Genomic DNA, 22,691 nt, shown 5'->3' on the forward strand with positions numbered 1-22,691 from the left:
TAGTAAATGAGTCATATGAAAGTAGCCCTGTTACAAGCTCCATTAGCTTGGGAAGATATAGAGAAGAATAAGACACACTTTATTGAGTTATTAAATAATATCGAATCAGAAACTGATTTGGTAGTATTACCCGAGATGTTTGTTTCAGGATTTACGATGAGCCCTGAGAGAGTATATATGACAATGACAGATAATTACATTGCAGAACTTCAATCGTTGTGCAAAACGTACTTATTTGCTCTAACAGGGAGTATAGTGATTAAAGAAGGAGACAACTATTATAATAGATTGTTCTTTATAACGGATACAGGTGAGATTAGTACGTATGATAAAAGACATCTTTTCTCTTTAGCAGGAGAGGAGAAGGTCTATAAAGCAGGTAATGATCGACTGATAGTAAACTATCGAGGATGGAATATATGTCCGTTAGTGTGTTATGATTTGAGATTTCCTGTGTTTAGCCGTAACTATGGTGAAGCTTATGACTTACTTATTTATGTCGCAAGTTGGCCAGATCAGCGAATTTATGCGTGGGATGCCTTATTAAAAGCACGTGCTATTGAGAATATGAGTTACTTAGTAGCAGTGAATAGATGTGGTAGTGATGAGAATAACAATATATATTCTGGACATTCTCAAGCCTTAGATATGTTAGGAGGATATCTATTAGAACCTTTAGTAGGAGAGCAGATAGCCTATGTTACACTAGATAAAGCTAGACAAGATAAGATTAGAAAAAGCTTTGGAGTCCTTAGAGACGCAGATGCCTTTACGATATAGCAGAAAGAATTATAAAATAGAAACGCCCCAAAGTATAATGCTTTGAGGCGTTTTTTATTTATAAACTGATTTGTTCTTTTATATCCCAGTTAGCGCGTACATCTATCTGTTCAGGGAAGTAGACAGTCTCTTCAGGTTGTCTTCTATCCCAGTAGTATCCAGTGTCCCATTTACCATTCTTATTATCATCATAGATTACTCTGATGTAATATTGTCTAGGAGGGAGCAGTGTGAATTCAAATGTATTCTTACTGTCACTAGATTGACTTACCACAACTTTTTCTCTTTCATCTAGTAGCTCTACTATCACTGGGAATCTTTTTAATCCGTTAAGTGTGATAGTTAGATTACCATAATCTGTGTAGGCCTGTGTCTTACTATTTATGATTAATGTATCATTTGCTTTGCCAAAGAAGTCTGTTATTGCTCCTGGCATTACTGATACTTTGTAACTATCTAACTCTTCTTTTTTAAACTTAAGAAAGATCTTTTGTTCTAGAGATTTGTTATCTATCTCGAAAGGTATAGCCACAGAATCTTTATTCAGGATAGTGATTAATTCTTTCTTTATATTTTTGACAGGAGTACTAGTCTCTATAAATAGGTCAGATAGGAAGTGCAATGTTCCTGAAGAAGCATTAACTGATAGTGAATCTATTTCTTTCATCTTTGGTCTTGGTTTAACCATAAATGTTTTAGTGAACTCTCCTTTAGATGCTGTGATATGTAGAGAATCTGCCTCGATTTTAGGGAACCATACTTGTAAGCTGTCTTTCTCTGGCATATAAGTATAAGTACTTGGAACTATGATGCCATTTTTCTTTACTTCGACTTTAGCATCCTCAGCATTACCTGTGTAAGGGATATACCATTTGTTTTGTGTAATCTGTGCAGGTCTAGTAGCTACAAATTTTTCTTCTGATTTAAATAAGGTAAGGTCAAATGTCTTATCAGTAGGGATCTCAATAGGCTCTTTTATGAATGCAATCTTGTCTTCTACAGGATTAAACATAAAGTTACTGTTCTTATCTTTTAATGCTACTAAGTAATATTTACCTGCCTTGATATTCTCTATAGAGAATGTCGTTAGACTATCTAATGTATTCGTTACGTATAGAGGCTTCTGTCTATAGATAGTAGAGTCTTTAAAAGTCTCAGCATCGTATAGCATTACATTGACGAAGTTATCAGATTTAAGTTGATGAGCAGACTTAATTGTTCCACCTAATTTCAGTGAGTCAATATAGTCTCCTGTAGAGAAGATGTACTTAAACTGCTTTAGTACATTCCCTTCATTGTTATCTATAATAGCATCCCCGAAGTTAAAGCTATAAGTAGTATTTGCTTTAAGAGAGTCTATAAGGTTAATAGTTACCGTCTTTCTAGCATTACCCATAGGTAATACCTCTGGCATTCTATCCATCGGTGGAGATATGATTAAGTTTTGATTCGCATTCTTAATCTTAACGAATTCGTCAAAATCTATAGTGATCTGTTTTTTATCAAAGTGGATAGAGTGATTCTTAGGATTACTACCTAATACCACAGGTGGAATAGTGTCTTTATCTCCTCCAGAAATAAATCCTCTTTTCGCACAGTTTGAAAATGTTATAAAACAAAATATCGTAAAGCAAACAATAAAGTAAATACGAAACTTAGACATAATTTTAATTTAAAAGACAAATTAACAACTATATTTTTTAGTTAGAAAATATCACTTCTTAAAACTTTTAAATGCTACGTGCTAAACACAAGATTGTAATCTTGGTATTAGGGATTAATAGTAGTTTTTTACAGCAGGCTTCTAATGTATTGCCTGTAGTGAGAATATCATCTAAGAGGAGAAAATGATTGTGTTCTTGGGTGATTTGTGTTCTATCGATATCAAATATCTCGTTCTTCTGATTCTTACGTTGAAAACGTGACTTGGTAGTTTGTGAAGACGTCTTCAGTGTTTTAATCAGTAGTTTGTTATTTATAGAGAGATTAAAGTGTTCACTTATCGCTTTTGCGAAACCATCTACTTGATTATACCCTCTAGTGCGCAATTTGTTTTTATGCATGGGTACAGTGAGTATAGAAGTAACATCTTGTAGTACAGAAGTTTTATCTAATTGAGAAGCGTAAATGTTGCCTAGAAAATAACTTATCTCTGGATGATTCTTGTATTTAAGATTATGGATAAGTTGCTGTACGATACCTCCTTTAGCGAAGTACATCATACAAGCCATATGTTCTAAAGGAATCTTACCATAGAACTTGTTGATAGAAGCATTGTTAGAAATGGTGTGTTCTTGAGTAAAGGGAAGGTCATTTCTGCAGCTCAGACAGATTATTTCTTCATTGTGTAGAAGCAAATTATTACAGGCTTTACAATTGTTAGGAAACAGGACATTCAGAATATCTTTTACCATTGTTCTTTTTAATAAGGATTTGAGTCTGATTTTTATTCATAATGTGTATTGTGGCATAAAATTAGTTATAACTAAACTGTGCTAATGATGAATAACAAATATCTTTGTAGTCAAATGAAAGTATTGAAATGAAAATAGAAGAAGTTCAACAACAGATTATGCAATTAATGGTATTAATTGCTCAGAATAAGAAAAGTGAAGCGTCTAAGGCAATTGAAAATATTGAAGAGGCTATCAATGAAGGATTAGACTTTGCTCAGACAGATGAGGAAGTGGTACATTGGGGTAAGTTTTTAAAGATTATAGAAGAACTAAAATTGAAAATAGCATAATGGAATTAGAGCAGCCGTGTTATTGTTGTAGTGGTAAGGAGTACTCGCATTGCTGCGAACCTTTTATCACACTCAAGGAGAATCCTAATACAGCTGAGCAGCTTATGCGTTCTCGTTATACTGCTTATGCACTAGCTAATGCTATTTATATCGTTAATACTACACACCCAAAGACAAGGCATGCTCATAATAAAAAAGCGATACTTCAATGGGCAAAAGAGAACATATGGTTGCAATTAGAAATTGTAGCAAGTGAAGAGTCGCGTGTAGTATTTAAGGCACACTTTAAGGATATAGAAGGGAATGTATATATACATTATGAGGATTCTCTTTTTGAAATATTAGGTGGTAAGTGGTACTATGTATCCGGTACATTTAATGAATAATACTCTAGATTTAGAGAGGTCAAGTTAAAATTACTTCGTAAATTAGTGAAAATATAAAAACTGTATTAATATGAAAACAACCAGAGTAGAAAGTGATTTAATAGGTGAATTACAAATTCCTATAAATGCTTATTATGGAGTACAGACACAGAGAGCAATTAATAACTTTAAGATATCAACAAGTAAGTTGTCTGATTATCCTGAGTTTGTTAAGGGGCTAGCTATAGTTAAATGGGCTGCAGCTAAAACCAATTTCGAGTTAAACGTATTAGACGAAAAAATATATAAAGTAATCGCTGATGTATGTCAGGAGATTATAGATGGTAAATTACACGCTGAGTTCCCAGTGGATATGATTCAAGGGGGAGCTGGTACTTCAGTAAATATGAATGCTAATGAGGTTATCGCTAATAGAGCGTTAGAGATCTTAGGATTCGAGAAAGGGGACTATGCACATTGTTCTCCTAATGATCACGTTAATTTGTCTCAATCTACTAATGATGCTTATCCTACTTCTTTTAAAGTAGCAATATTCGAAATGAATAAACGAGTAGTAGAGAAGTTAGAGTTATTAGTAAAAGGTTTTGAAGCTAAAGCTAAGGAGTTCGAAAACATTATTAAAATGGGTCGTACACAACTTCAAGATGCTGTGCCTATGACTTTAGGACAAGAGTTCGGAGCATTTGCATTTACTTTAAAAAGAGAAATAGCTACATTAAACCAAGCTAGCCAAGCATTCTTAGAGATTAATATGGGGGCTACAGCTATCGGTACTGGTTTAAATGCTGTACCTGGATATGCTGATCTATGTGCTAAGAACTTAGGCTTATTAATGAAACAACCTGTTACATCTGCTGAGAATCTTGTAGAGGCTACATCTGACACAAGCGGATTTGTTGCTTACTCAGGAGTATTGAAAAAAGTTGCTATCAAGTTATCTAAGATCTGTAATGACTTAAGATTATTATCTTCAGGACCACGTACAGGACTTAACGAGATACAACTTCCTCCTATGCAACCAGGATCTTCTATTATGCCAGGTAAAGTAAACCCTGTTATCCCTGAAGTGGTTAACCAGGTATGCTTTAAAGTGATTGGTAATGATATGACGATTACTATGGCGTCTGAGGCAGCTCAATTACAGTTAAACGTGATGGAGCCTGTATTAGCACACACATTAATGGAGTCTATGATATGGATGGAGAATGCTATGCAGACTTTAGTAGAGAAGTGTGTAGTAGGAATCAAAGCTAATGTAGAGCATAATAAAGACTTAGTGTTAGGAAGTATTGGTATCGTAACAGCATTAAATCCATATATTGGATATAAGGCAAGTACTAAAATTGCTAAAGAAGCTTTAGAAACGGGAAGAGGAGTTTATGAACTAGTATTAGAGCATAATTTATTGACTAAAGATAAGTTAGACGAGATCTTAGACCCTAAACATATGCTTGCACCGCATTCGATTTAATAAACAAAATAAATATCAATAAAAAAGTCTCCTATTGGGAGACTTTTTTATTGATATTTATGTAACTTTTTGAGAATCTGTTGTCTTAAGTGTAGATTGGTAGGTTTTTTGTGGTACTTAGTAAAGTTTAATATACGGATTATGAAAGCATTAGTTATAGGGGGTACTGGAGCAACAGGAAAAGTGCTCGTACGCCAATTGCTTTGTGATGATGCTTTTCACGAAGTAGTTATTTTTATTAGAAGAGAATGGGAATTACAGCATCCTAAATTAGTTACCCATATAGTTGATTTTGAGAATATCGATCAGTGGAAGCACTTAATTCAAGGAGATGTTGCGTTTAGCTGTTTAGGTACTACATTAAAAGAAGTAGGAAGTAAAAAGAAGCAGTGGCATATAGACTATGACTATGTAATGCAATTTGCTCAATATGCGAAAGGGAATAGGGTGAATACTTTTGTGCTATTATCTGCCAAAGCTGCTTCAGAGCGCAGTGCTTTCTTTTACAGTAGACTGAAAGGAACTCTAGAGCGTTCAATACTTAATTTGCGTTTTGATAATACTATTATCTTGAGACCAGGCTTATTACTACGTCCAGGTTCAAATCGTTTTGGTGAACGTCTAGCAGCTAAAATATTACTTGGTTTTAATGCGATAGGTATGTTTAAGAAACATAAACCAGTTGAAGTTGTCAAAGTAGCTAATCGAATGCGCCATGAAGCCAAGGTAGATTGCTGTCGACGATTAATTGTAGAGAGCAATGAGATGTAGATATGTGTATTAGTACACTTATTTGGTTATATTTAATATAAACAATACCTTTTAATTGCATTCTAGTAAGTCAGTTATACTAGTGTATTTAGTGTATAAACATAAAGTAGGCTTAACCCCATAAGAGTTAAGCCTAATCTTTAGTGTATTCTGAGTTTATATGTTATTTAAAACTTGCTGCTATTTTAAATAATGCATCTGGATTACTAACACCATCTTTTACATTCATTACTTTAATATTATCACTATCTCCTGTACCTGTACTTAACGGTAACTGTTGAGGTATCTTAGGAGTTTCTCCAAATAGTGTTTGGTATAATACGATAGAGTTAACGAATACTGCATCATTAAGCATGTGTCTTGATGAGTCTGTATGACGCAATACATCTTTCCCATCTTTGGTTGCTGTATAGCCTTCTTTACCTTCATATGCAGCACCTAATACAGAAGAAAAGTCTAGGTATCCAGTGTTAGGCAATGCTTTCGCTACTGCTACACCATTCTCTACTAATAGAGGTTGGTAATCTTTATAGTCTGCTCCATTGTACTCGAACGGCACAGTTAATCCATAGATATAAGTGGCCACACCAGGACTATTTGTAATTACTTGATCGTGTACATTCTTTGTATTTGTTTTGTACTTATCTAGTTCTTGGATTGCTACAGGAGTTGCTTCTTGTAAGATCACATAGTCAAAGTAATTGCCATCTTTATCTGTTTTACCAAACAGCTTATCTGCATCTTTCTTATTCGCACCGATGATTTTGTCGATACTTACTCCCATTGCTAGTAGTGATTTTACCTCTACTTCTTTATTATTCTCTTTTGCAAGAGCTTCTAACATTTTAGGAAAACTTGCGAAGTACTCTGTATGACTGTTACCAACGAATAATACTCTTACAGGACCTTCTGCTTTAGGAGGTGTAGGTTTAGCAACTAACTCTTTAGAAGTAGTTCCTTCAGTTGCTCCATCTGTACCTGCAGTCTTGTTCTTATCTCCACATGAAGTAAGTATTAACGCTCCGATAAAGGCACTTAATAAAATCTTTTTCATAGTATTTTTATTTAAAAATAATGTTAATACTATCAAAGCTAAACATTATAATCTTTCTAATACAACTTATCGATTTTTATTTTAATAGTCTTCGAACTCTATTTTTAATGCTTCTTAGGGTATTCTATCTATTTGTTATATAATAAAATAGGCCTCACATTATCTGTGAAGCCTATTTGGGAAATCAAGAGTCTATTTATATTTCTTGGGTAAATAATAGACAGACTCTTGGTAATTATGAAAGGATTATTTAGCCTTGTTGAATTCTAAGTTCACGTTAATTTTAACGTCTTTAGCGATACCTTGAGCTGTAGGGTCATACGCTACACCAAAGTCAAAACGGTTGATAGTAGTGCTAGCTTGGAATCCAAGTTTAGTATTACCTTGACCATCATCTTTTAATAAACCACCGTAAGTAAGATCAAAAGTTACTTTCTTAGTGATATCTCTTATTGTTAAGTTACCTTCTAATTTGTATTGGTCTTTACCTGTTTTTTTAATTGAAGTACTTTCAAAAGTCATTGCAGGGAATTTCTCTGCATTAAAGAAATCATTTGTTTTTAAGTGGTTATCACGCATCTCGATAGAAGTGTTCACACTGTTGATATCTACAGAGAATTTGAATGTTCCCTTAGTTAGATCTTCTGTATTTCCCTCAAATGTACCTGTGTATTTATCAAAACGACCATCTACATAAGAGATTCCCAAGTGCTTCACTGAGAAATTTACGAATGAGTGATAGTTATCTACATTCCACTTAGTTTGTGCGAATGATGCAACTGAGAATAATGTTGCTACGAATAATAATGCTATTTTTTTCATCTTATTAATTTTTATTGTTTTGTTATCTGTTACAAATGTAGTTCTGTTATATCCTTTATTGCTTAACCTAGATTAAGAACGGTATTGAGAAATAGTGATTGTAGATTATTTTTATGTATTAGATACTTAAATCTTTATCTGTATATAGTTTAGTGTTTTGTATTTCTTGAATATTTTTAGCTCCACCTAAGAACATATTGATGATTAACTCTTTGTTTAATTGGTCTATTACAGATGTTACTCCTTGACTGCCTCCTAAATGTAATGCATAAAGTATAGGTCTGCCGATAGCTACGATATCAGCTCCACTAGCTAATGCTTTAAAGATATGAGATCCTCGTCTAACACCACTGTCAAAGATAATAGGCACACGTTTGTTGACTGTTTTTGCAACCAATGGAAGCACATCAAATGAAGATGGACCTGCATCTAGTTGTCTACCGCCATGATTAGATACCCATATTGCATCTGCTCCAGCTTGAATTGCTATCTCAGCATCTTCAGGTGACTGTATTCCCTTAACGATAACAGGTAATCCTGTCATATCTTTTACATATTTAATATCTGTAGGTTTAAAGTCTTGCTTGGCTTGTGCATATATTTCTGTTATACCTGCGCCTTTTCCTGTTTTATTTCCATCAGTTTGCTGGGCAGCAAATAACTCTAAGTTACCCATTACTAGTGGAAATGTAAATCCTGTTTTGATGTCTTCTTCTCTATATCCTCCTACAGGTGAATCTACTGTCAGGATGATAGCTTTCGCTCCGTGTTTTTTTGCTCTTTCTAATGTGAATTTATTAAAGTCATCATTTTTACTCATGTATAACTGAAAGAAGAATGGCGCACCGTTTATTCCTTCAGCCACTTCTTCTATTGTCTTATTTCCATAAGTGCTCAGTGAGAATAGAGATCCTGCTGCTATCATTCCTTTAGCTGTAGCTACTTCACCGTCTACGTGAGATAATCCTTGAGCTGCCATAGGAGCTTGTATAATGGGAGTCTTTAATGAAATTCCAAATAAACTTGTTGATAGGTCTATGTCCTCATGTTTAATCCCTTTTAGCACGCGTGGCATGATATACTTCTTATCGAAGTTCTCAGTATTGATCTTAAGATTGTTTTGGTCTTCAGCACCACCTACGATATATCCAAATGCGCCTTTATCCATTTCAAGCTTGACTTGTCCTTCTAAGTCGTGTAAGTTGACAATCTTTAGTTTTTTCTCAGCAGTACTAGCTTGATATCCTTTTCCTTTTTTTTCTTTCCCTTGTGTAGTTGTTTCTGTAGTTGGTACATGAGCATAAGTACTAGTCATAAGTGTTACGGCTATCAATGTTACTATTGTCTTTTTCATATTCTTGAGATTTGTAATTTTTGATAGGACAAAGTTAAGATGAGGTGTTATCCTAATTGATTAACCTAGATTAAGAATGGATTTTGTTGTGAATAAACTAGAAACTACCTGATTACTAGCTTACTAATGGTAGTGATAATTTTTAAGACCTAATAAATAGGATGAGTTGGCAGTTGTATTTTTTACGAGCTAATTTTGGGTGGTCGGCTTGTGGTCGGCTGTTGATAGGCATGTGGTCGGCTGAAAAGCATTATAAATAAGCCCATCAAGAGCCTATCATATGGGGATCATTATTCGAACAGTTGGAAGGAGGTATATATGTCAATAACGATTTTTATAATAGACGTAGTTCAGGATGAGTTAAAGTTTTTTCTTGACTTAATCTGTTTTAAAAGAAGTATAATACATTATGCCTTAATGATTGTTAGTCTTTGATAACGAGTTTGTTGATTTTGTTTTTGATGATTGAAATGTCAGGAGCTTAAAAATATTTGATACTTTTGTATAGAAGATAAAAGACTGTATAATAGATAGGTAAGGTAGTGTCTGTCTAGTATGTGGAGTTAGTTGTATAAGTAAAAAGTGTGTTATTGTTTAGTATGAGGAAATTAACTAAATATGGGTGTTTTAACCTTTTAAATGTAGTACATATCTACCTTCTGAACTTTATAGTTGCACTTTTCATGATATCTGAAAGGGGCAATGAGACTGTAGATTTTGAGTATGTTTATAGGTTGTTTCTCATGCCATTTGCATTGATGGTTTTTACTTTTATGATACTTATTCCGCCAGTGATTTTGATGCTTGTTCTTATTTCGTGGTTTAATAAGAAGATGTTGCACGCGTATTGGTCTTCGTTAGTATTGTATTTGATTATTATATATCTTTTTTATGGAGGAAGTATACACGTATCATGTGTTGTCTCTACTGTAATTACAGGAGGATTAGTGACAGGTATGTTTTGGAAGACCTGTAAGAGATTGGATGATGAGAGAAGTCGTGAGAATACGTTAGAGTCGTAGTATATAAATATTGATTTTGGTATATAGTGCAAATTATTGCTGTATAGAGAAGAATTTGTACCTTTAGGAGTAATTTATTCTTGTTTGTATGAAAGAAGTTAAAGAATTAAGTTTTGAATTTATTGATTTGGCTTTATCTACTGTTATTGATTCAGATTTATTAGATAAAGTTCCCATTTTTGGCACGTTTAATAAGTTGTGTAATATTGGTAACCTTTTTAAGGTGAAATGTTTTGAACAAAAACTAAAGAACTTCTTTATAGAAATAGAGTCTATAAAGCTTGAAGATAAAATTAAATTTAAGGGAAAAATAGAGAAATTAAGTGAGTATAAAAATCTTGCTGAACGAATATTATTAGTTTTAGATGGTTTTGACGAAGTAGAAAAAGCAACAATTATAGGTAAACTATTTAAAGCTCTTATACTAGAAGATATTACAATGCAACAATATAAAAAATTTATGTATATAATTGATAATTGTTTTTTAGACGACTTGATCGAGTTTAAAGAGTATCATAGTTTCGAGAGGAGGGAGATATCGGAAGAAGCACAAAGAAGTATGTTGCAATTTGGTTTGTATGAGATTAAAGTAGTAGATATCAATAGACAACGTCAGAAAAATAAGAATGCAAGGAAAGATGATAACTTTAATGATTATAATTTTACAGATTATGAAACCAGTGGGATAGGACAACTTATTTTAAAAAATGGATTCTAATAGTTATAAAAAAAGCTGCTCCTCTCGGAACAGCTTTTGTATTTTAAAGTAATCTATTGATTACAACATTTTCTTTAACCAGTTTTTCATAGATACTTCGTTTTCTATGATACCTTTAAGTTCTGTGATAGCTACACGGTCTTGTTTCATCGTGTCTCTATGACGGATAGTAACAGTTCTGTCTTCTAATGTTTGGTGATCAACAGTGATACAGAAAGGAGTACCTAATGCATCAGCACGACGGTAACGACGACCTACTGCGTCTTTCTCATCATACGCAACATTAAAGTCCCATTTCAATTCTTCGATTATTTCTTGAGCAAGCTCAGGAAGACCATCTTTCTTCACTAATGGAAGTACAGCTGCCTTAGTAGGCGCTAATACAGAAGGTAATCTTAATACTGTACGAGTACTACCATCTTCTAACGTTTCTTCTACTAAAGACTTAGAGAATACAGAAAGGAACATACGGTCAAGTCCTACTGAAGTTTCTACTACGTAAGGTACATAAGAAGTGTTCGTCTCGTTATCAAAGAACTGAAGTTTCTTACCAGAGAACTTCTCGTGTGCTTTAAGGTCAAAGTCTGTACGTGAGTGGATACCTTCTAATTCTTTAAATCCGAATGGGAAGTTAAACTCAATATCAGTAGCAGCATTAGCATAGTGTGCTAACTTCTCGTGGTCGTGGAAACGGTAGTTCTCTGCTCCTAGACCTAAAGATAAGTGCCAGTTATGACGAGTAGATTTCCAGTACTCATAGTACTTCATCTCTTCACCAGGTTTAACGAAGAATTGCATCTCCATCTGTTCGAACTCACGCATACGGAAGATGAACTGACGCGCAACGATCTCGTTACGGAAAGCTTTACCAGTCTGTGCGATACCGAAAGGAATCTTCATACGACCTGTCTTCTGTACGTTCAGGAAGTTCACAAAGATACCCTGTGCTGTCTCAGGACGTAAATATAAGTCCATAGCTGATTCAGCAGAAGCTCCAAGTTTAGTTCCGAACATTAGGTTAAACTGACGTACTTCAGTCCAGTTTTTAGATCCTGTATCAGGGTCGGCAATCTCAAGCTCTTCGATAAGTGCCTTCACATCTGCTAAATCTCCTGTATCAAGACCTTTAGCCATACGCTCTAAGATCTCTTGTTTCTTCGTTAAGTATTCTACTACACGTGGGTTAGTAGCTACGAATTGTTCTTCGTCAAAAGATTCTCCAAAGCGTTTCTTCGCTTTTTCGATTTCCTTTTGAGCCTTTTGGTATAATTTTTCACAGTAGTCTTCGATTAGAACGTCAGCTCTATATCTCTTCTTACTGTCTTTATTATCAATTAATGGGTCATTAAACGCATCTACGTGACCAGAAGCTTTCCAAGTAGTAGGGTGCATCAAAATTGAGGCATCAATTCCTACAATATTTTCGTGCATCTGTACCATAGATTTCCACCAGTACTCGCGAATGTTTCTTTTTAACTCCACACCGTTTTGAGCGTAGTCATATACTGCGCTTAAACCATCGTATATCTCGCTAGATGGAAATATATAACCATACTCTTTAGCGTGCGAAATAACGTTCTTAAAAATATCCTCTTGTTTTGCCATAGTGCAAAAGTAATAAAAGACTTTAAGATTATGAACCTTGCCAAAGGCATTTTAGCGTTAATAATCTTAAGTTTATTGATTTACTATATTAATTAATCGTTTTTAATGGAATGTTGTTGATTGTATGTTGATATTATACGTTCAGTATTCTCGATATGACCAGACATTTTCCATTCATCATGTCCAGGTATTATTGTTTTAGCTTGTTTAAACTTGCGTTTAACTTCCTTCATAGTAGCAGGCCAAGCAGCCGTATTACCATCCACGATATTACCGATCGTAGTCGCTTCTGCACTTTTAATCAGACATCCTCCGACGAGTACTTTCTCTTTAGGGAACCACACGACAGTATTATCTAAGCTGTGCCCTTCTCCTAAGAAGTAAACAGACAACTTCTCTTTCCCAAAGGTAAAAGACTTCTCCTTACCGAATGTATGCTCTGCTTGCGGTTCGTTGCGTTGCTTTAGAATTTCGTTGGTTAGTGAGTAGGTGTAGGTCTTCGCACCTAATTTCTTAAAAAAATCTAGTCCTCCTGAGCGGTCTTCGTGGAAGTGAGTGGTCACTACCCATTTAATCTCTTTGTTGTGTTCTCTTTTAATATGCTCCACTAATGGGACATATTGATCTTTATCCCAAGGAGTATCAATAAGGATAACACCTTCGTCTGTGACTACATATAAGGCGTTAGAAGAGTAGAGTACTCCTTTAAACTCCTGATAGGTAATGTAGACATACATGTTATCATTAAGTTTTTCAATCTTTAGTTTGTCAGATTGGGCATGAGCAAAGACAGAACATGCCAGCAGTGCTATACTGCATAGTATTTTACGCATAATTTAGTTTGGGATATTATAGTTAAGGAGAAGTATTAAACCCATCCTTTTTTCTTGAATTTTTTTATAACAGATAGAAATTTGTTCATTTCTTCAGAGGTTCCAAGGGTTACTCTACTCCATTGCATTAACGGAGGGAAAGGGCGCCCTATAATAATGCCTTCTGCTTTCATTCCATCCATATACGTTTTTTGATCACATTTGATTTGGTGGAATAAGAAGTTACCTTGACTTGGTAAATACTCGATTCCCAAAGTATCAAATACTTGAGTAGTCATCGTTAAAGAATTAGAGTTCATCGCTCTACTCTGTTGGATAAAGCTCTTATCTTTTAAAGATGCCGTACCTGCTACTGCTGTTGGAATACTGATATTAAGTATGGCCATATAAGGAGCTAATTCTTTTGCTAACTTCTCTGTAGATAGTCCATATCCTAAGCGCATACCTGCCATAGCAAATATCTTAGAGAATGTGCGTAACACAATAACATTATCTCTGCCTTCTCGTATAAATGATGTACCACTAACAAAATTGGGGTCAGTGATATACTCAGCATACGCCTCATCTACCATAAAGAAGTTCTTATTGGCATCTGCTCCTTTTACCCAGTCAGCGATAGTAGTTGATGAGGTAAGTGTACCTGTAGGATTATTGGGGTTACATAAGTAACATATAGAAAGCCCATCGAAACTGTCTGCTATCTCTTTCATCTTCGCGATGTCCATACAGTAGTTTTTATTCAGCGGAACGCTAACTACTGATATTCCCATTCCTTTAGCATGATCAGCTGCTAAGAAGAATGAAGGATCAGGAGTGATCAATTGTATTTTTTGACCTTTCTGTTGAGTTTGGTAACCTAAGGCATTTACTGTAGCTCTTATGATATCAGAAGAACCAACACCTATCGTTATTTGTTTATCGGTCATTTTAAATTCACTAGCAAGCGTGTTTTGCAGTTCTTCAATATAACTGTCAGGATATCGGTTTACATTAGATAGAGAATCTATAATGGTATTCTTCGCTTTAGGTGATAAGCCTAGGCTATTCTCATTATAGTGTAAAAAGATAGGATGATTAGAAGATACTGAATCATCACTGTCTACGATAGAATCTAATGTAGTCGTTGCTGCAAATCCTTGTGTAAGGACACTTCCTGCGAACAACGTACCCGATAGTTTTAATAGATCACGTCTGTTCATAGTGAATAAAATTAATATGTTGTTTTAAATGAAAAAAGCCTTAGTGATAATTAAGGCATTTACCTGAAAGATATAGTATCTATGTTTTCAGATTAGAAAAAATAAAATTAGGACTTATAAAAAGAATAATCAATACGCTTCTCGAAGTTTTTTTGAGAAATTTAATTACCATTCCTTCTCTTTTTATGTAGAAAGGGAGTCGTTTAAGGCGTAAATACATTAAAAAAGGATGTATCTAGGTTGCCTGTAGAGTAAAAAAAGGCTTTATCAGTATATCTTATTTAGAGTGATGAAAAGGTTGAAAGTATTATGTTTGTTGATATTGTTAGTTTTTTAGGTGTATCAATTAGAATATGTGTGTAAATTTTTAGAAACAATAATGATAATTAATTGAGAAAATATTTTGCTGTGAGTTAATTTGTGTTAATTTTACTATGAATTTGAACAGGTATATTTTGGGTTTTAATTAATCTATAACAAGAAAATATTCTAACTGTTTAAAGTTGTTTAATTTTATATATAAAAAGAATTATGAAAAAAATCACGTTTATGGTATTAGGTATGGCTGCTATGGTAGCTGTAGCTTGTGGTGAGAAAAAAGAAACTGCAAAAGAAGGAGAAGCTATTACAACTGAAGCTCCTGCTGAAACTCCAGCAGCACCTGCTGAAGCTCCAGTAGCTACAGGAGATGCAGCTGTATTAGATAACTATATCGCTTTAGTAGATAAGTTAGTTGAAGCTCAAACTTCTAAAAACACTGCTGAATTAGCTAAATTAACTCAAGAGTTTCAAGCTATGGCTCCTGAATTAGCTAAAATCGATCCTAGTAAATTTACTCCAGAGCAAGCTGAGAAATTCGCTGCTGTAGGTAAAAAATATGCTGAAGCTATGATGGCTAAATAATTATTAGCCTAATAATATAAGAATGCTACTCGTAAGGGTAGCATTTTTTTTGCGTAATAGTATCCCACTTTTGCTACCAAAAGTGCATAAAGGCAGAAAGAGGTTGTTAATAATCAATACTTTTGTTTAAAGCGTATAAAAAAAAGGAGCCATTACAACTGTAATAACTCCTTTAGGTATAGTGATGAGGTTATGATTATTCTTCCTCTTCTGTATTCTTTAGTTTCATAAGTAGCGTATAAGCTCCCTTAGTTACTATCTTTTTATTTGCTAGTTCGTTAGCATTATTAATCTGTATGTAGCCATCTTCTTTAGCACCTACTTTTACTTCTATCATCTCGTAAGTCTGTTTAGCAGTCTCGATGAATACATAGTTCTTTGTTTCGAAGTAGACTACGCTCTCCTCAGGTAATGCCTGTGATACTGCTGCATGTGTATCTATATCAGCATTCATATACATACCAGGCACTAATTTCTTATCAAACTCTTCGAAGTGGCAGTGTACTTCTGATACACCATCTGTGTTAACATCCATACTGATTAACACAATCTCTCCTTCATATTTCTTGTCAGGAGCACCATTCGTATAACTTACTACTCGCTGTCCTACTTCTAATTTGTCCAAGTCCTTCTCATATACTTTTAGATTTAAGTGGATATCTGTAGGGTTGATTAGTTCAAACATTACATCTGAAGGAGTGACATATTTACCAACATTAACGAATACATTACTTACAAATCCATTGATAGGACTGTAAATATTCACAGTACGACTGATATTAGAATGTGTTAGTGAACTAGGGTTGATATTGATTAGGCTAAGTTGTTGAGATAAAGCATTCATCGTGATGCGTTGATTATTCATCTCTGCTTGTGCTATCTGCATTACTTTATCACTACTCGCTTGGCTAGCATTTAAGTCTTTCTGACGGTTATAATCTAACTTCGCAAACTCATATTTATCTTTAGAAATCAAGTAATTCTGTTGCAGTTGGATGTACTGAGGGTCTTCCATTGTTGCGATAAGTTCCCCTTTCTTAATGTGCATACCAGGTAATAACTTAGTGTACTTAAGATATCCACCTAGCGGATTCGTCACAGAGATTAAGTTCTGTGGTGGTACATCTATCTTACCATTTAGCTTTAAAGTCGTGGCTATCTTGCGTTCCGACAGTGTGCCTGTCTCTATAGTAGTGTTCTTCATTTGCGCATCAGTTAAGTGCACAGTTGTAGTGTTCTCTTCTACAGGAGCGGTTTGTTCTTCAGCAGCTTGTTCTTTTTTGCATTGGGTAAATAACATAGCACTACCTAAGGCAAGAGCTAGTGTTAATACTCGTGTATTGATATATTTAGTAAACATAATATTAGTTGTTAGAAGTTAGATAGTTGATTTGGATGATATTGTCATTGTACATTTTTAGAGTGTCTAAGTACCTGTTGACCGTTTCTAAAGCTTGGTTAATAAGCATTACATACTCTAAGTAGTTAATATCTCCATTGATGAATTGTAACTGAGCAGTTTTCGTGATTGTATTAGAGTTCTTGAAAGAGAAATTCTCATAGTTTGTCAGTATCTGTTCATTGCTATTATGCGATGTTAACAACTGTTGATAACGTGAATTCATCTGATCTTTTGTAGCGATGTAGTCAGCATCCGCCACCTGCTCTGCTATCTTAGCACTTTTAATACGCCCTCTCTGTCCACTAGTAAATATCGGTAGTGATACCCCCACTTGGAAAGCGTGGAAACGATTACTTCTATCATAATACACATCATTAGCTGCCATTCCCATAAAGCTACTGTTGTTATACGTGGCTTGTAGGTTAGGTAGCTGTTTAGAGCGTTCTAATTTAGTTTGTTCTTGTGTGATGATCTTCTGACTTTCTATCAATTGTAATACAGGATTGTGTTCTAAATCACTTTCTAAACTTGATAGCTCTATCTTTTTACTGTTTGTTATAGGGAGAATATTCTCTGTCGTGTTTAGAAGATATTGTAGTTGTACTTGGATAAGTTTCTTTGTCTTTTGTACTTCTCCTAGTTGAGCTTGTATACTCATTTGTTGATTTTGAGCAGTTGTTTTTTCTAAGATGTTACTCTCTCCTTTTTGTAAACGCAGTGTAGCTTTACTGTAGAAGTTAGCGTATAGACTATCTGCTCTTAATAGCAATGCCTCTTTCTCTTGCCAATACATATAATCATAAAAACTCTGAGTAACTGCTTTATTCAGTTCAAAGGTTTTTAAGTTTAGATTAAAGATGCTCTGTTGGTACTCTGCTTTATACACATTCTTCTGCTTGCTGTAAACAGTAGGAAAGGCAAAGTCTTGAGTAATAGCAAATTTGTTATCTGTATACGGTCCGTTGATTTGTCCGAATTCTCCTGTTACTAAAGTCTGTGGGATATCATTAGCGGTATTGATAAATGCCTTTGCATATTCTGTTCTCAGTTTCTCCGCACGGATAGTATTGTTATTTTCGATAGCTGTAGATAAGGCATTCTCTAAAGTAATAGGCGTCTGTGCCTGAGCAGATAGCCCTAGCCCTAAAAATAATGCGATAGCTGTGATAGCTTTTTTCTTCTTCATAAAGTTGAAGTTTAGTTTTTGTTCAAATGTGATGTATAGCAATGGCAATACGAATAGCGTTAAGAATGTCGCTAACATTAGCCCTCCGATAACTACTGTGGCTAATGGACGCTGTACTTCAGCTCCTGCACCGTTACTCAATGCCATCGGTAAGAAACCAAATGAGGCTACACAAGCTGTCATTAGTACAGGGCGTAGTCTAGACTTCGCTCCTCTAACGACGATGAAGACGATGTTCTTAATGCCTGATTTATGCAGTCTATTAAACTCTGCAATAAGCACAATACCGTTAAGTACGGCTACCCCAAAGAGGGCAATAAATCCAACACCGGCACTAATACTAAATGGCATTCCTCGTAGGGCAAGTAAGAACACTCCGCCTATGATAGAAAGAGGAATAGCAGTGAATATCATTAGACATTCTCTAATATCTCTGAATGCAAAGAATAACAATAAGAAAATTAGTACTAATGCTAAGGGTACGGCTACGGCTAGACGTGCTTTAGCTTCGTTCAAGTTTTCAAACTGACCACCATAAGTGATTCTATACCCTGTAGGTAGTTTTATTTGTGCATCTACTTTGCCTTGTAGCTCTTCTACGATACTCTGTACATCACGGTCTTTCACATTAAAACCAACGAATATTCTACGTTGGGCATTCTCACGTTGTATTTGATTAGGACCTTCTTTTATCTCTACAGAGGCTAATTGGTTTAGCGGAACTTGATTGCCAAGAGGAGTAGGGATCAGTAAGTTCTGTATATCAGTTAGGTTTTTGCGATTCTTCTCATCCATACGGACTACCATATCAAAGCGTCTTTCTCCTTCATAAACCATCCCTGTACTCTGTCCTGCAAGTGAAGAGTTAACGATTCTGTTTATTTCTGCGATAGAAAGTCTATAACGTGCGATAGCAGTTCTGTTATACTCTATCATCAACTGTGGCATACCAGTTACGGGCTCTACATATAAGTTAGTAGCTCCTTTTACCGTATTAGCGATGCTGCCTATCTTACCTGCTATATCAGCAAGTTGGTCAAGGTCTTCACCGAATACTTTGACTACTACATCTTGTCTCGCACCTGTCATTAATTCGTTAAAACGCATCTGTACAGGGAACTGAAAGCCTACTGTGATACCAGGTACTTCTTCTAATGCCTTAGACATCTTATCTGCCAATTCAGGGAATGACTCTGCTGAGGTCCATTCACTCTTATCTTTTAGGATAACCATTATATCACTTGCATCCATAGGCATTGGATCCGTTGGTACTTCGGCACTACCTATCTTAGTCACGATCTTCTCTACTTCAGGGAAGCGTGTCTTAAGGATGTGTACTGCTTTCTGTGTACTTTCTATAGTGGTGGTAAGATTACTACCATTTAAGACTTTAGTATCTACTGCGAAATCACCTTCTTCTAGTGAGGGAATAAATTCTCCACCCATAGTAGATAAAGTGTATATAGCAATAGCAAATAATACAGCGACTACCGAGTAGATAATCTTTGGTATTTCTAGAACCTTCACTAAGGCACTTTGATAGATCTTCTCTACCTTAGCCATAATACGCTCTGATAGATTGGGCTTATGGGTAACTTTACGGCTCATAATTAATGAGCTCATCATTGGTACATATGTTAGTGACAAGATGAATGCACCTAATAAAGCGAAGGCTACTGTCTGTGCCATCGGTTTAAACATTTTACCTTCGATACCTTCTAGCGTAAGAATGGGAATATATACGATAAGAATAATAATCTGACCAAATACTGCACTGTTCATCATTTTAGAAGCTGAGTGCACTACTGTCTTATTCATATCATCTTGTGATAACTTAGTCATAGACTTGTATCTCGCATTATGGGAGAACTGATGGAGGACGGCTTCTACGATAATGACCGCTCCGTCAATGATTAACCCAAAGTCTAATGCACCTAAACTCATTAAGTTTCCACTAACGCCGAATAGGTTCATCATGCAGATCGCAAATAGCATTGCTAATGGAATAATCGAAGCGACAAGTAGCCCTGCTCTCATATTACCTAAGAATAGAACAAGGACCAATACCACGATAAGCGCTCCCTCAGTTAGGTTGCGTTCTACTGTTCCGATAGCATTGTTAACCATCTTAGTACGGTCTAGGAATGCTTCTATGACCACCCCTTCAGGTAGTGTTTTTTGTATTTCGGCTACTTTTAGTTTGACATCTTTGATGACATCGTTACTATTCTCACCTTTAAGCATCATTACGACTGCTCCTGATACTTCACCTTTATCATTGTACGTCATCGCTCCATATCGAGTAGCGTGACCAATCTGTACTTTAGCGACATCTCTGATTAATAGAGGTACTTCAGTGTTTTTAGAAGTGATAGCGATATTCTCAATGTCTTCTAGAGTCCCTACTAGTCCTTCTGTACGGATGTACAATACAGTAGGTCCTTTCTCTATGTAAGCTCCACCTGTATTCTCATTGTTATTCTGTAGTGCAGAGAATACATCGTTAATAGTAATGCCGTATGAGTCAAGCTTGTTAGAGTTAACAGCTATTTCGTATTGTTTTAGTTTTCCACCGAAACTACTTACTTCAGCTACCCCTTTTACAGAAAGTAACTGACGGCGAATAACCCAATCCTGCATAGAACGCAGTTCTGTTAGATCATATTTGTCTTCATATCCAGGTTGAGGTCTTACTACATATTGGTATATCTCTCCTAATCCTGTAGATATAGGGCCTAGTTCTGGTTGTCCGATGTCTTGAGGTATTTCGGCTTTTATTTGATTAAGTCGTTCGCCCACTTGTTGACGAGCCCAGTAGATATCGACATCTTCTTCGAATACGATAGTTACTAATGATAATCCAAAGCGCGAGAAGCTACGCATATTCTTAATCCCAGGTATATTGCTATTCGCCTGTTCTATTGGGAAGGTTACTAAACGCTCTATGTCTGTCGCTCCATAAGAGGGAGCTACTGTGATAACTTGTACTTGGTTGTCAGTGATGTCTGGTACAGCATCAATAGGAAGTTTCGTTGTTTGGTAGATACCAACACCGATTAGAGCTAATACAAATAGCCCAATGATGAGTTTATTCTTTACAGAAAACTCAATTATTTTGTTTAACATGATTTATCTCTGTTAATACGTTAATATAAAATGAGGTGCATAGCCAAGTAGTTCATTACTATAGAAGTATGAACAGTGGTCTATGATAGGTATAATATATTAACAGTACTTCGGCGGTTGCCAAATAGTAGATAGGTAGTTACTCTCAACTTCATCTTCGTTGAAAGTGTGTATTTTATCATCAAGTGTATTAAACTTGATACGGTCTATCTTAAGAGTAGGGGTTGGGTTGACTATAGCCACAATACTAATAAAGTGTGTGTGTGTAACGAAGGGAAGCTTTTCATCTGTTGGATCTCCTTCTTCTTTGTGACTTTCGCTATAGTGTATTTGTAAGAATCCCCAAAGAGATAATTCAGGGTTATTCGAAGTGTGTTCAACGTAATGTTCAACCAATAGCGGAAACTTCAACACCTGACCTAATTCAGTTGTTGAAATCAAGAATAGCACCGTAAGGAATAAGGCAATCTTTTGTCTCACTTTAATTGATTGTTTATTAATTGACTAGTACAAAGTTATTAAAACTTTGTATAACTAGGGCGCAAGTTAGTAATTTGTATTTATTCAAAGTAAATATACCACCTACTTCTAATAAAATTCTAATAATTAAGAAGAAATAAAAAAAACACACCTCTGTAATAGGGTGTGCTATACTATTTTATGTTGCTTAATTCTCTAAGAAGCTATCTTCATCGAATTCTCCCTCTTTATTGAAAAAGACAGAATCATTATCAATACGCTCAAAGTGTCTCTCTATTTTTTCTAATGTATAGATTGTTTCTAATTGTCGCCAATGTTCTCTAGTTAGAGGTAGAAAGGCTAATGTGTCTGATCCTTTAGAGATCTTACAGAAGCGAATCTCATAATCAGGCTGTAATATCTGATTAAGCCAAATGATAGAGTGGTCTCTATCAACTATGATATGAGTATAACTATTACCATCATAATTAACTTTTAGTTGAAGTTCATCATTAGGCATATCTTCGATAGTAGCGATGAGATGCCCCGTTTGCAGGCATTTCTCTATAGAGGCTACGATAACATCATCATATTCTCTCCAGTCTACCCAGATTACTAGGTCGCTCTGTAAGGAATGGAAGTCTTCGTATAGACCTGTTTCGAAGTATTTTTCTAAAAGTTGTATTTTGTCTTGCATATATAGGGCTTAAACTTTAGTTTCTTGCTTTGTCTTGTTCTATCTAATTTACGCTAAAATTGGGACATTAGAAAGTAATGTTTGTGTTAAATAAAGAATAGTGACTCTTTATTGTCTTTGTTTAGTAGCAAATACTATGCTATACCTCCTCTTAAAG

Annotated in this window: 20 protein-coding genes; 8 read left to right on the forward strand and 12 right to left on the reverse strand. The window is 35.2% G+C overall.

The genetic code is table 11. The features are described 5' to 3' along the window. The first annotated feature begins 15 nt into the window (after positions 1-15). Positions 16-780: a nitrilase family protein gene (locus tag CF599_RS01560; RefSeq protein ID WP_121964287.1), complete on the forward strand. Its 765-nt coding sequence runs from the start codon at positions 16-18 to the stop codon at positions 778-780. Between the two features lie 58 nt (positions 781-838). Here CF599_RS01560 and CF599_RS01565 read toward each other — a convergent pair whose 3' ends face one another. Continuing rightward, a complete protein-coding gene (locus tag CF599_RS01565) occupies positions 839-2,443 on the reverse strand; it encodes an Ig-like domain-containing protein (RefSeq protein WP_121964288.1) in 1,605 nt (534 codons plus the stop codon). A 67-nt stretch (positions 2,444-2,510) separates the two neighbouring features. Next, positions 2,511-3,194, reverse strand: a complete 684-nt coding sequence (locus tag CF599_RS01570) for a ComF family protein (RefSeq protein WP_254050216.1) — start codon at positions 3,192-3,194, stop codon at positions 2,511-2,513. 128 nt (positions 3,195-3,322) lie between these two features. On the opposite strand from CF599_RS01570, the gene CF599_RS01575 reads away from it, so the two are divergent. The 4 genes from CF599_RS01575 to CF599_RS01590 all read left to right on the forward strand — a co-directional run bounded on the left by CF599_RS01575 (position 3,323) and on the right by CF599_RS01590 (position 6,154). Next, positions 3,323-3,526, forward strand: a complete 204-nt coding sequence (locus CF599_RS01575) for a hypothetical protein (RefSeq protein ID WP_121964289.1) — start codon at positions 3,323-3,325, stop codon at positions 3,524-3,526. After that, on the forward strand, positions 3,526-3,912 hold the full coding sequence (locus CF599_RS01580) for a YchJ family protein (protein WP_121964290.1): 387 nt from the start codon (positions 3,526-3,528) through the stop codon (positions 3,910-3,912). Before CF599_RS01575 ends, CF599_RS01580 begins: the two co-directional genes overlap by 1 nt. 70 nt (positions 3,913-3,982) lie before the next feature. Next, on the forward strand, positions 3,983-5,383 hold the full coding sequence (aspA, locus tag CF599_RS01585; protein ID WP_121964291.1) for an aspartate ammonia-lyase: 1,401 nt from the start codon (positions 3,983-3,985) through the stop codon (positions 5,381-5,383). A gap of 141 nt (positions 5,384-5,524) precedes the next feature. Further along, positions 5,525-6,154 (forward strand): NAD(P)H-binding protein, encoded by a 630-nt coding sequence (locus CF599_RS01590; RefSeq protein ID WP_121964292.1) that lies wholly within the window; start codon positions 5,525-5,527, stop codon positions 6,152-6,154. Between the two features lie 163 nt (positions 6,155-6,317). Here the strand turns inward: CF599_RS01590 and CF599_RS01595 are convergent, their stop codons facing one another. The 3 genes from CF599_RS01595 to CF599_RS01605 form a co-directional block, all read right to left on the reverse strand. Next, complete coding sequence (locus CF599_RS01595; protein WP_121964293.1) at positions 6,318-7,208, reverse strand: hypothetical protein; 891 nt, start codon at positions 7,206-7,208, stop codon at positions 6,318-6,320. A gap of 246 nt (positions 7,209-7,454) precedes the next feature. Next, positions 7,455-8,030 (reverse strand): YceI family protein, encoded by a 576-nt coding sequence (locus tag CF599_RS01600; RefSeq protein ID WP_121964294.1) that lies wholly within the window; start codon positions 8,028-8,030, stop codon positions 7,455-7,457. Between the two features lie 118 nt (positions 8,031-8,148). After that, positions 8,149-9,384, reverse strand: coding sequence for a lactate oxidase (locus CF599_RS01605; protein WP_121964295.1), 1,236 nt, complete (start codon positions 9,382-9,384; stop codon positions 8,149-8,151). A gap of 773 nt (positions 9,385-10,157) precedes the next feature. On the opposite strand from CF599_RS01605, the gene CF599_RS19450 reads away from it, so the two are divergent. Both CF599_RS19450 and CF599_RS01615 read left to right on the forward strand, forming a co-directional pair. Further along, positions 10,158-10,406, forward strand: a complete 249-nt coding sequence (locus CF599_RS19450) for a hypothetical protein (protein WP_143824782.1) — start codon at positions 10,158-10,160, stop codon at positions 10,404-10,406. Positions 10,407-10,494: 88 nt separating this feature from the next. Continuing rightward, complete coding sequence (locus tag CF599_RS01615) at positions 10,495-11,124, forward strand: hypothetical protein (RefSeq protein WP_121964297.1); 630 nt, start codon at positions 10,495-10,497, stop codon at positions 11,122-11,124. A gap of 60 nt (positions 11,125-11,184) precedes the next feature. On the opposite strand, the gene CF599_RS01620 is transcribed toward CF599_RS01615, so the two are convergent. The 3 genes from CF599_RS01620 to CF599_RS01630 all read right to left on the reverse strand — a co-directional run bounded on the left by CF599_RS01620 (position 11,185) and on the right by CF599_RS01630 (position 14,761). Further along, positions 11,185-12,729: a glycine--tRNA ligase gene (locus CF599_RS01620; protein ID WP_121964298.1), complete on the reverse strand. Its 1,545-nt coding sequence runs from the start codon at positions 12,727-12,729 to the stop codon at positions 11,185-11,187. Between the two features lie 92 nt (positions 12,730-12,821). Then, the gene (gene bla / locus CF599_RS01625; protein ID WP_121964299.1) at positions 12,822-13,562 is read right to left on the reverse strand and encodes an MUS/TUS/MOC family subclass B1 metallo-beta-lactamase; all 741 of its coding nucleotides are present in this window, start codon (positions 13,560-13,562) and stop codon (positions 12,822-12,824) included. A gap of 35 nt (positions 13,563-13,597) precedes the next feature. Continuing rightward, complete coding sequence (locus CF599_RS01630) at positions 13,598-14,761, reverse strand: histidinol-phosphate transaminase (RefSeq protein ID WP_121964300.1); 1,164 nt, start codon at positions 14,759-14,761, stop codon at positions 13,598-13,600. 531 nt (positions 14,762-15,292) lie between these two features. Here CF599_RS01630 and CF599_RS01635 point away from each other — a divergent pair. Beyond that, positions 15,293-15,664: a hypothetical protein gene (locus CF599_RS01635; RefSeq protein ID WP_121964301.1), complete on the forward strand. Its 372-nt coding sequence runs from the start codon at positions 15,293-15,295 to the stop codon at positions 15,662-15,664. A 196-nt stretch (positions 15,665-15,860) separates the two neighbouring features. Here CF599_RS01635 and CF599_RS01640 read toward each other — a convergent pair whose 3' ends face one another. The 4 genes from CF599_RS01640 to CF599_RS01655 form a co-directional block, all read right to left on the reverse strand. Further along, the gene (locus CF599_RS01640; protein WP_121964302.1) at positions 15,861-17,024 is read right to left on the reverse strand and encodes an efflux RND transporter periplasmic adaptor subunit; all 1,164 of its coding nucleotides are present in this window, start codon (positions 17,022-17,024) and stop codon (positions 15,861-15,863) included. A 4-nt stretch (positions 17,025-17,028) separates the two neighbouring features. Next, positions 17,029-21,378: a CusA/CzcA family heavy metal efflux RND transporter gene (locus tag CF599_RS01645; RefSeq protein ID WP_121964303.1), complete on the reverse strand. Its 4,350-nt coding sequence runs from the start codon at positions 21,376-21,378 to the stop codon at positions 17,029-17,031. A 99-nt stretch (positions 21,379-21,477) separates the two neighbouring features. Then, on the reverse strand, positions 21,478-21,858 hold the full coding sequence (locus CF599_RS01650; RefSeq protein WP_121964304.1) for a hypothetical protein: 381 nt from the start codon (positions 21,856-21,858) through the stop codon (positions 21,478-21,480). A 187-nt stretch (positions 21,859-22,045) separates the two neighbouring features. Beyond that, positions 22,046-22,534 (reverse strand): hypothetical protein, encoded by a 489-nt coding sequence (locus CF599_RS01655; RefSeq protein WP_121964305.1) that lies wholly within the window; start codon positions 22,532-22,534, stop codon positions 22,046-22,048. Positions 22,535-22,691: the final 157 nt, after the last annotated feature.

This window comes from Myroides sp. N17-2, assembly GCF_002286775.1.
Taxonomy (GTDB): domain Bacteria; phylum Bacteroidota; class Bacteroidia; order Flavobacteriales; family Flavobacteriaceae; genus Flavobacterium.

What these genes read in the sequence shown, in the direction of transcription:
- CF599_RS19450 (WP_143824782.1), top strand. Translation starts at nt 10,158, where the DNA reads ATGATACTTATTCCGCCAGTGATTTTGATGCTTGTTCTTATTTCGTGG.
- CF599_RS01605 (WP_121964295.1), bottom strand. Translation starts at nt 9,384, where the DNA reads ATGAAAAAGACAATAGTAACATTGATAGCCGTAACACTTATGACTAGT.
- CF599_RS01615 (WP_121964297.1), top strand. Translation starts at nt 10,495, where the DNA reads ATGAAAGAAGTTAAAGAATTAAGTTTTGAATTTATTGATTTGGCTTTA.
- CF599_RS01575 (WP_121964289.1), top strand. Translation starts at nt 3,323, where the DNA reads ATGAAAATAGAAGAAGTTCAACAACAGATTATGCAATTAATGGTATTA.
- CF599_RS01595 (WP_121964293.1), bottom strand. Translation starts at nt 7,208, where the DNA reads ATGAAAAAGATTTTATTAAGTGCCTTTATCGGAGCGTTAATACTTACT.
- aspA (WP_121964291.1), top strand. Translation starts at nt 3,983, where the DNA reads ATGAAAACAACCAGAGTAGAAAGTGATTTAATAGGTGAATTACAAATT.
- CF599_RS01570 (WP_254050216.1), bottom strand. Translation starts at nt 3,194, where the DNA reads ATGGTAAAAGATATTCTGAATGTCCTGTTTCCTAACAATTGTAAAGCC.
- CF599_RS01600 (WP_121964294.1), bottom strand. Translation starts at nt 8,030, where the DNA reads ATGAAAAAAATAGCATTATTATTCGTAGCAACATTATTCTCAGTTGCA.
- CF599_RS01565 (WP_121964288.1), bottom strand. Translation starts at nt 2,443, where the DNA reads ATGTCTAAGTTTCGTATTTACTTTATTGTTTGCTTTACGATATTTTGT.
- CF599_RS01635 (WP_121964301.1), top strand. Translation starts at nt 15,293, where the DNA reads ATGAAAAAAATCACGTTTATGGTATTAGGTATGGCTGCTATGGTAGCT.
- CF599_RS01655 (WP_121964305.1), bottom strand. Translation starts at nt 22,534, where the DNA reads ATGCAAGACAAAATACAACTTTTAGAAAAATACTTCGAAACAGGTCTA.
- CF599_RS01640 (WP_121964302.1), bottom strand. Translation starts at nt 17,024, where the DNA reads ATGTTTACTAAATATATCAATACACGAGTATTAACACTAGCTCTTGCC.
- CF599_RS01645 (WP_121964303.1), bottom strand. Translation starts at nt 21,378, where the DNA reads ATGTTAAACAAAATAATTGAGTTTTCTGTAAAGAATAAACTCATCATT.
- CF599_RS01630 (WP_121964300.1), bottom strand. Translation starts at nt 14,761, where the DNA reads ATGAACAGACGTGATCTATTAAAACTATCGGGTACGTTGTTCGCAGGA.
- bla (WP_121964299.1), bottom strand. Translation starts at nt 13,562, where the DNA reads ATGCGTAAAATACTATGCAGTATAGCACTGCTGGCATGTTCTGTCTTT.
- CF599_RS01560 (WP_121964287.1), top strand. Translation starts at nt 16, where the DNA reads ATGAAAGTAGCCCTGTTACAAGCTCCATTAGCTTGGGAAGATATAGAG.
- CF599_RS01620 (WP_121964298.1), bottom strand. Translation starts at nt 12,729, where the DNA reads ATGGCAAAACAAGAGGATATTTTTAAGAACGTTATTTCGCACGCTAAA.
- CF599_RS01580 (WP_121964290.1), top strand. Translation starts at nt 3,526, where the DNA reads ATGGAATTAGAGCAGCCGTGTTATTGTTGTAGTGGTAAGGAGTACTCG.
- CF599_RS01590 (WP_121964292.1), top strand. Translation starts at nt 5,525, where the DNA reads ATGAAAGCATTAGTTATAGGGGGTACTGGAGCAACAGGAAAAGTGCTC.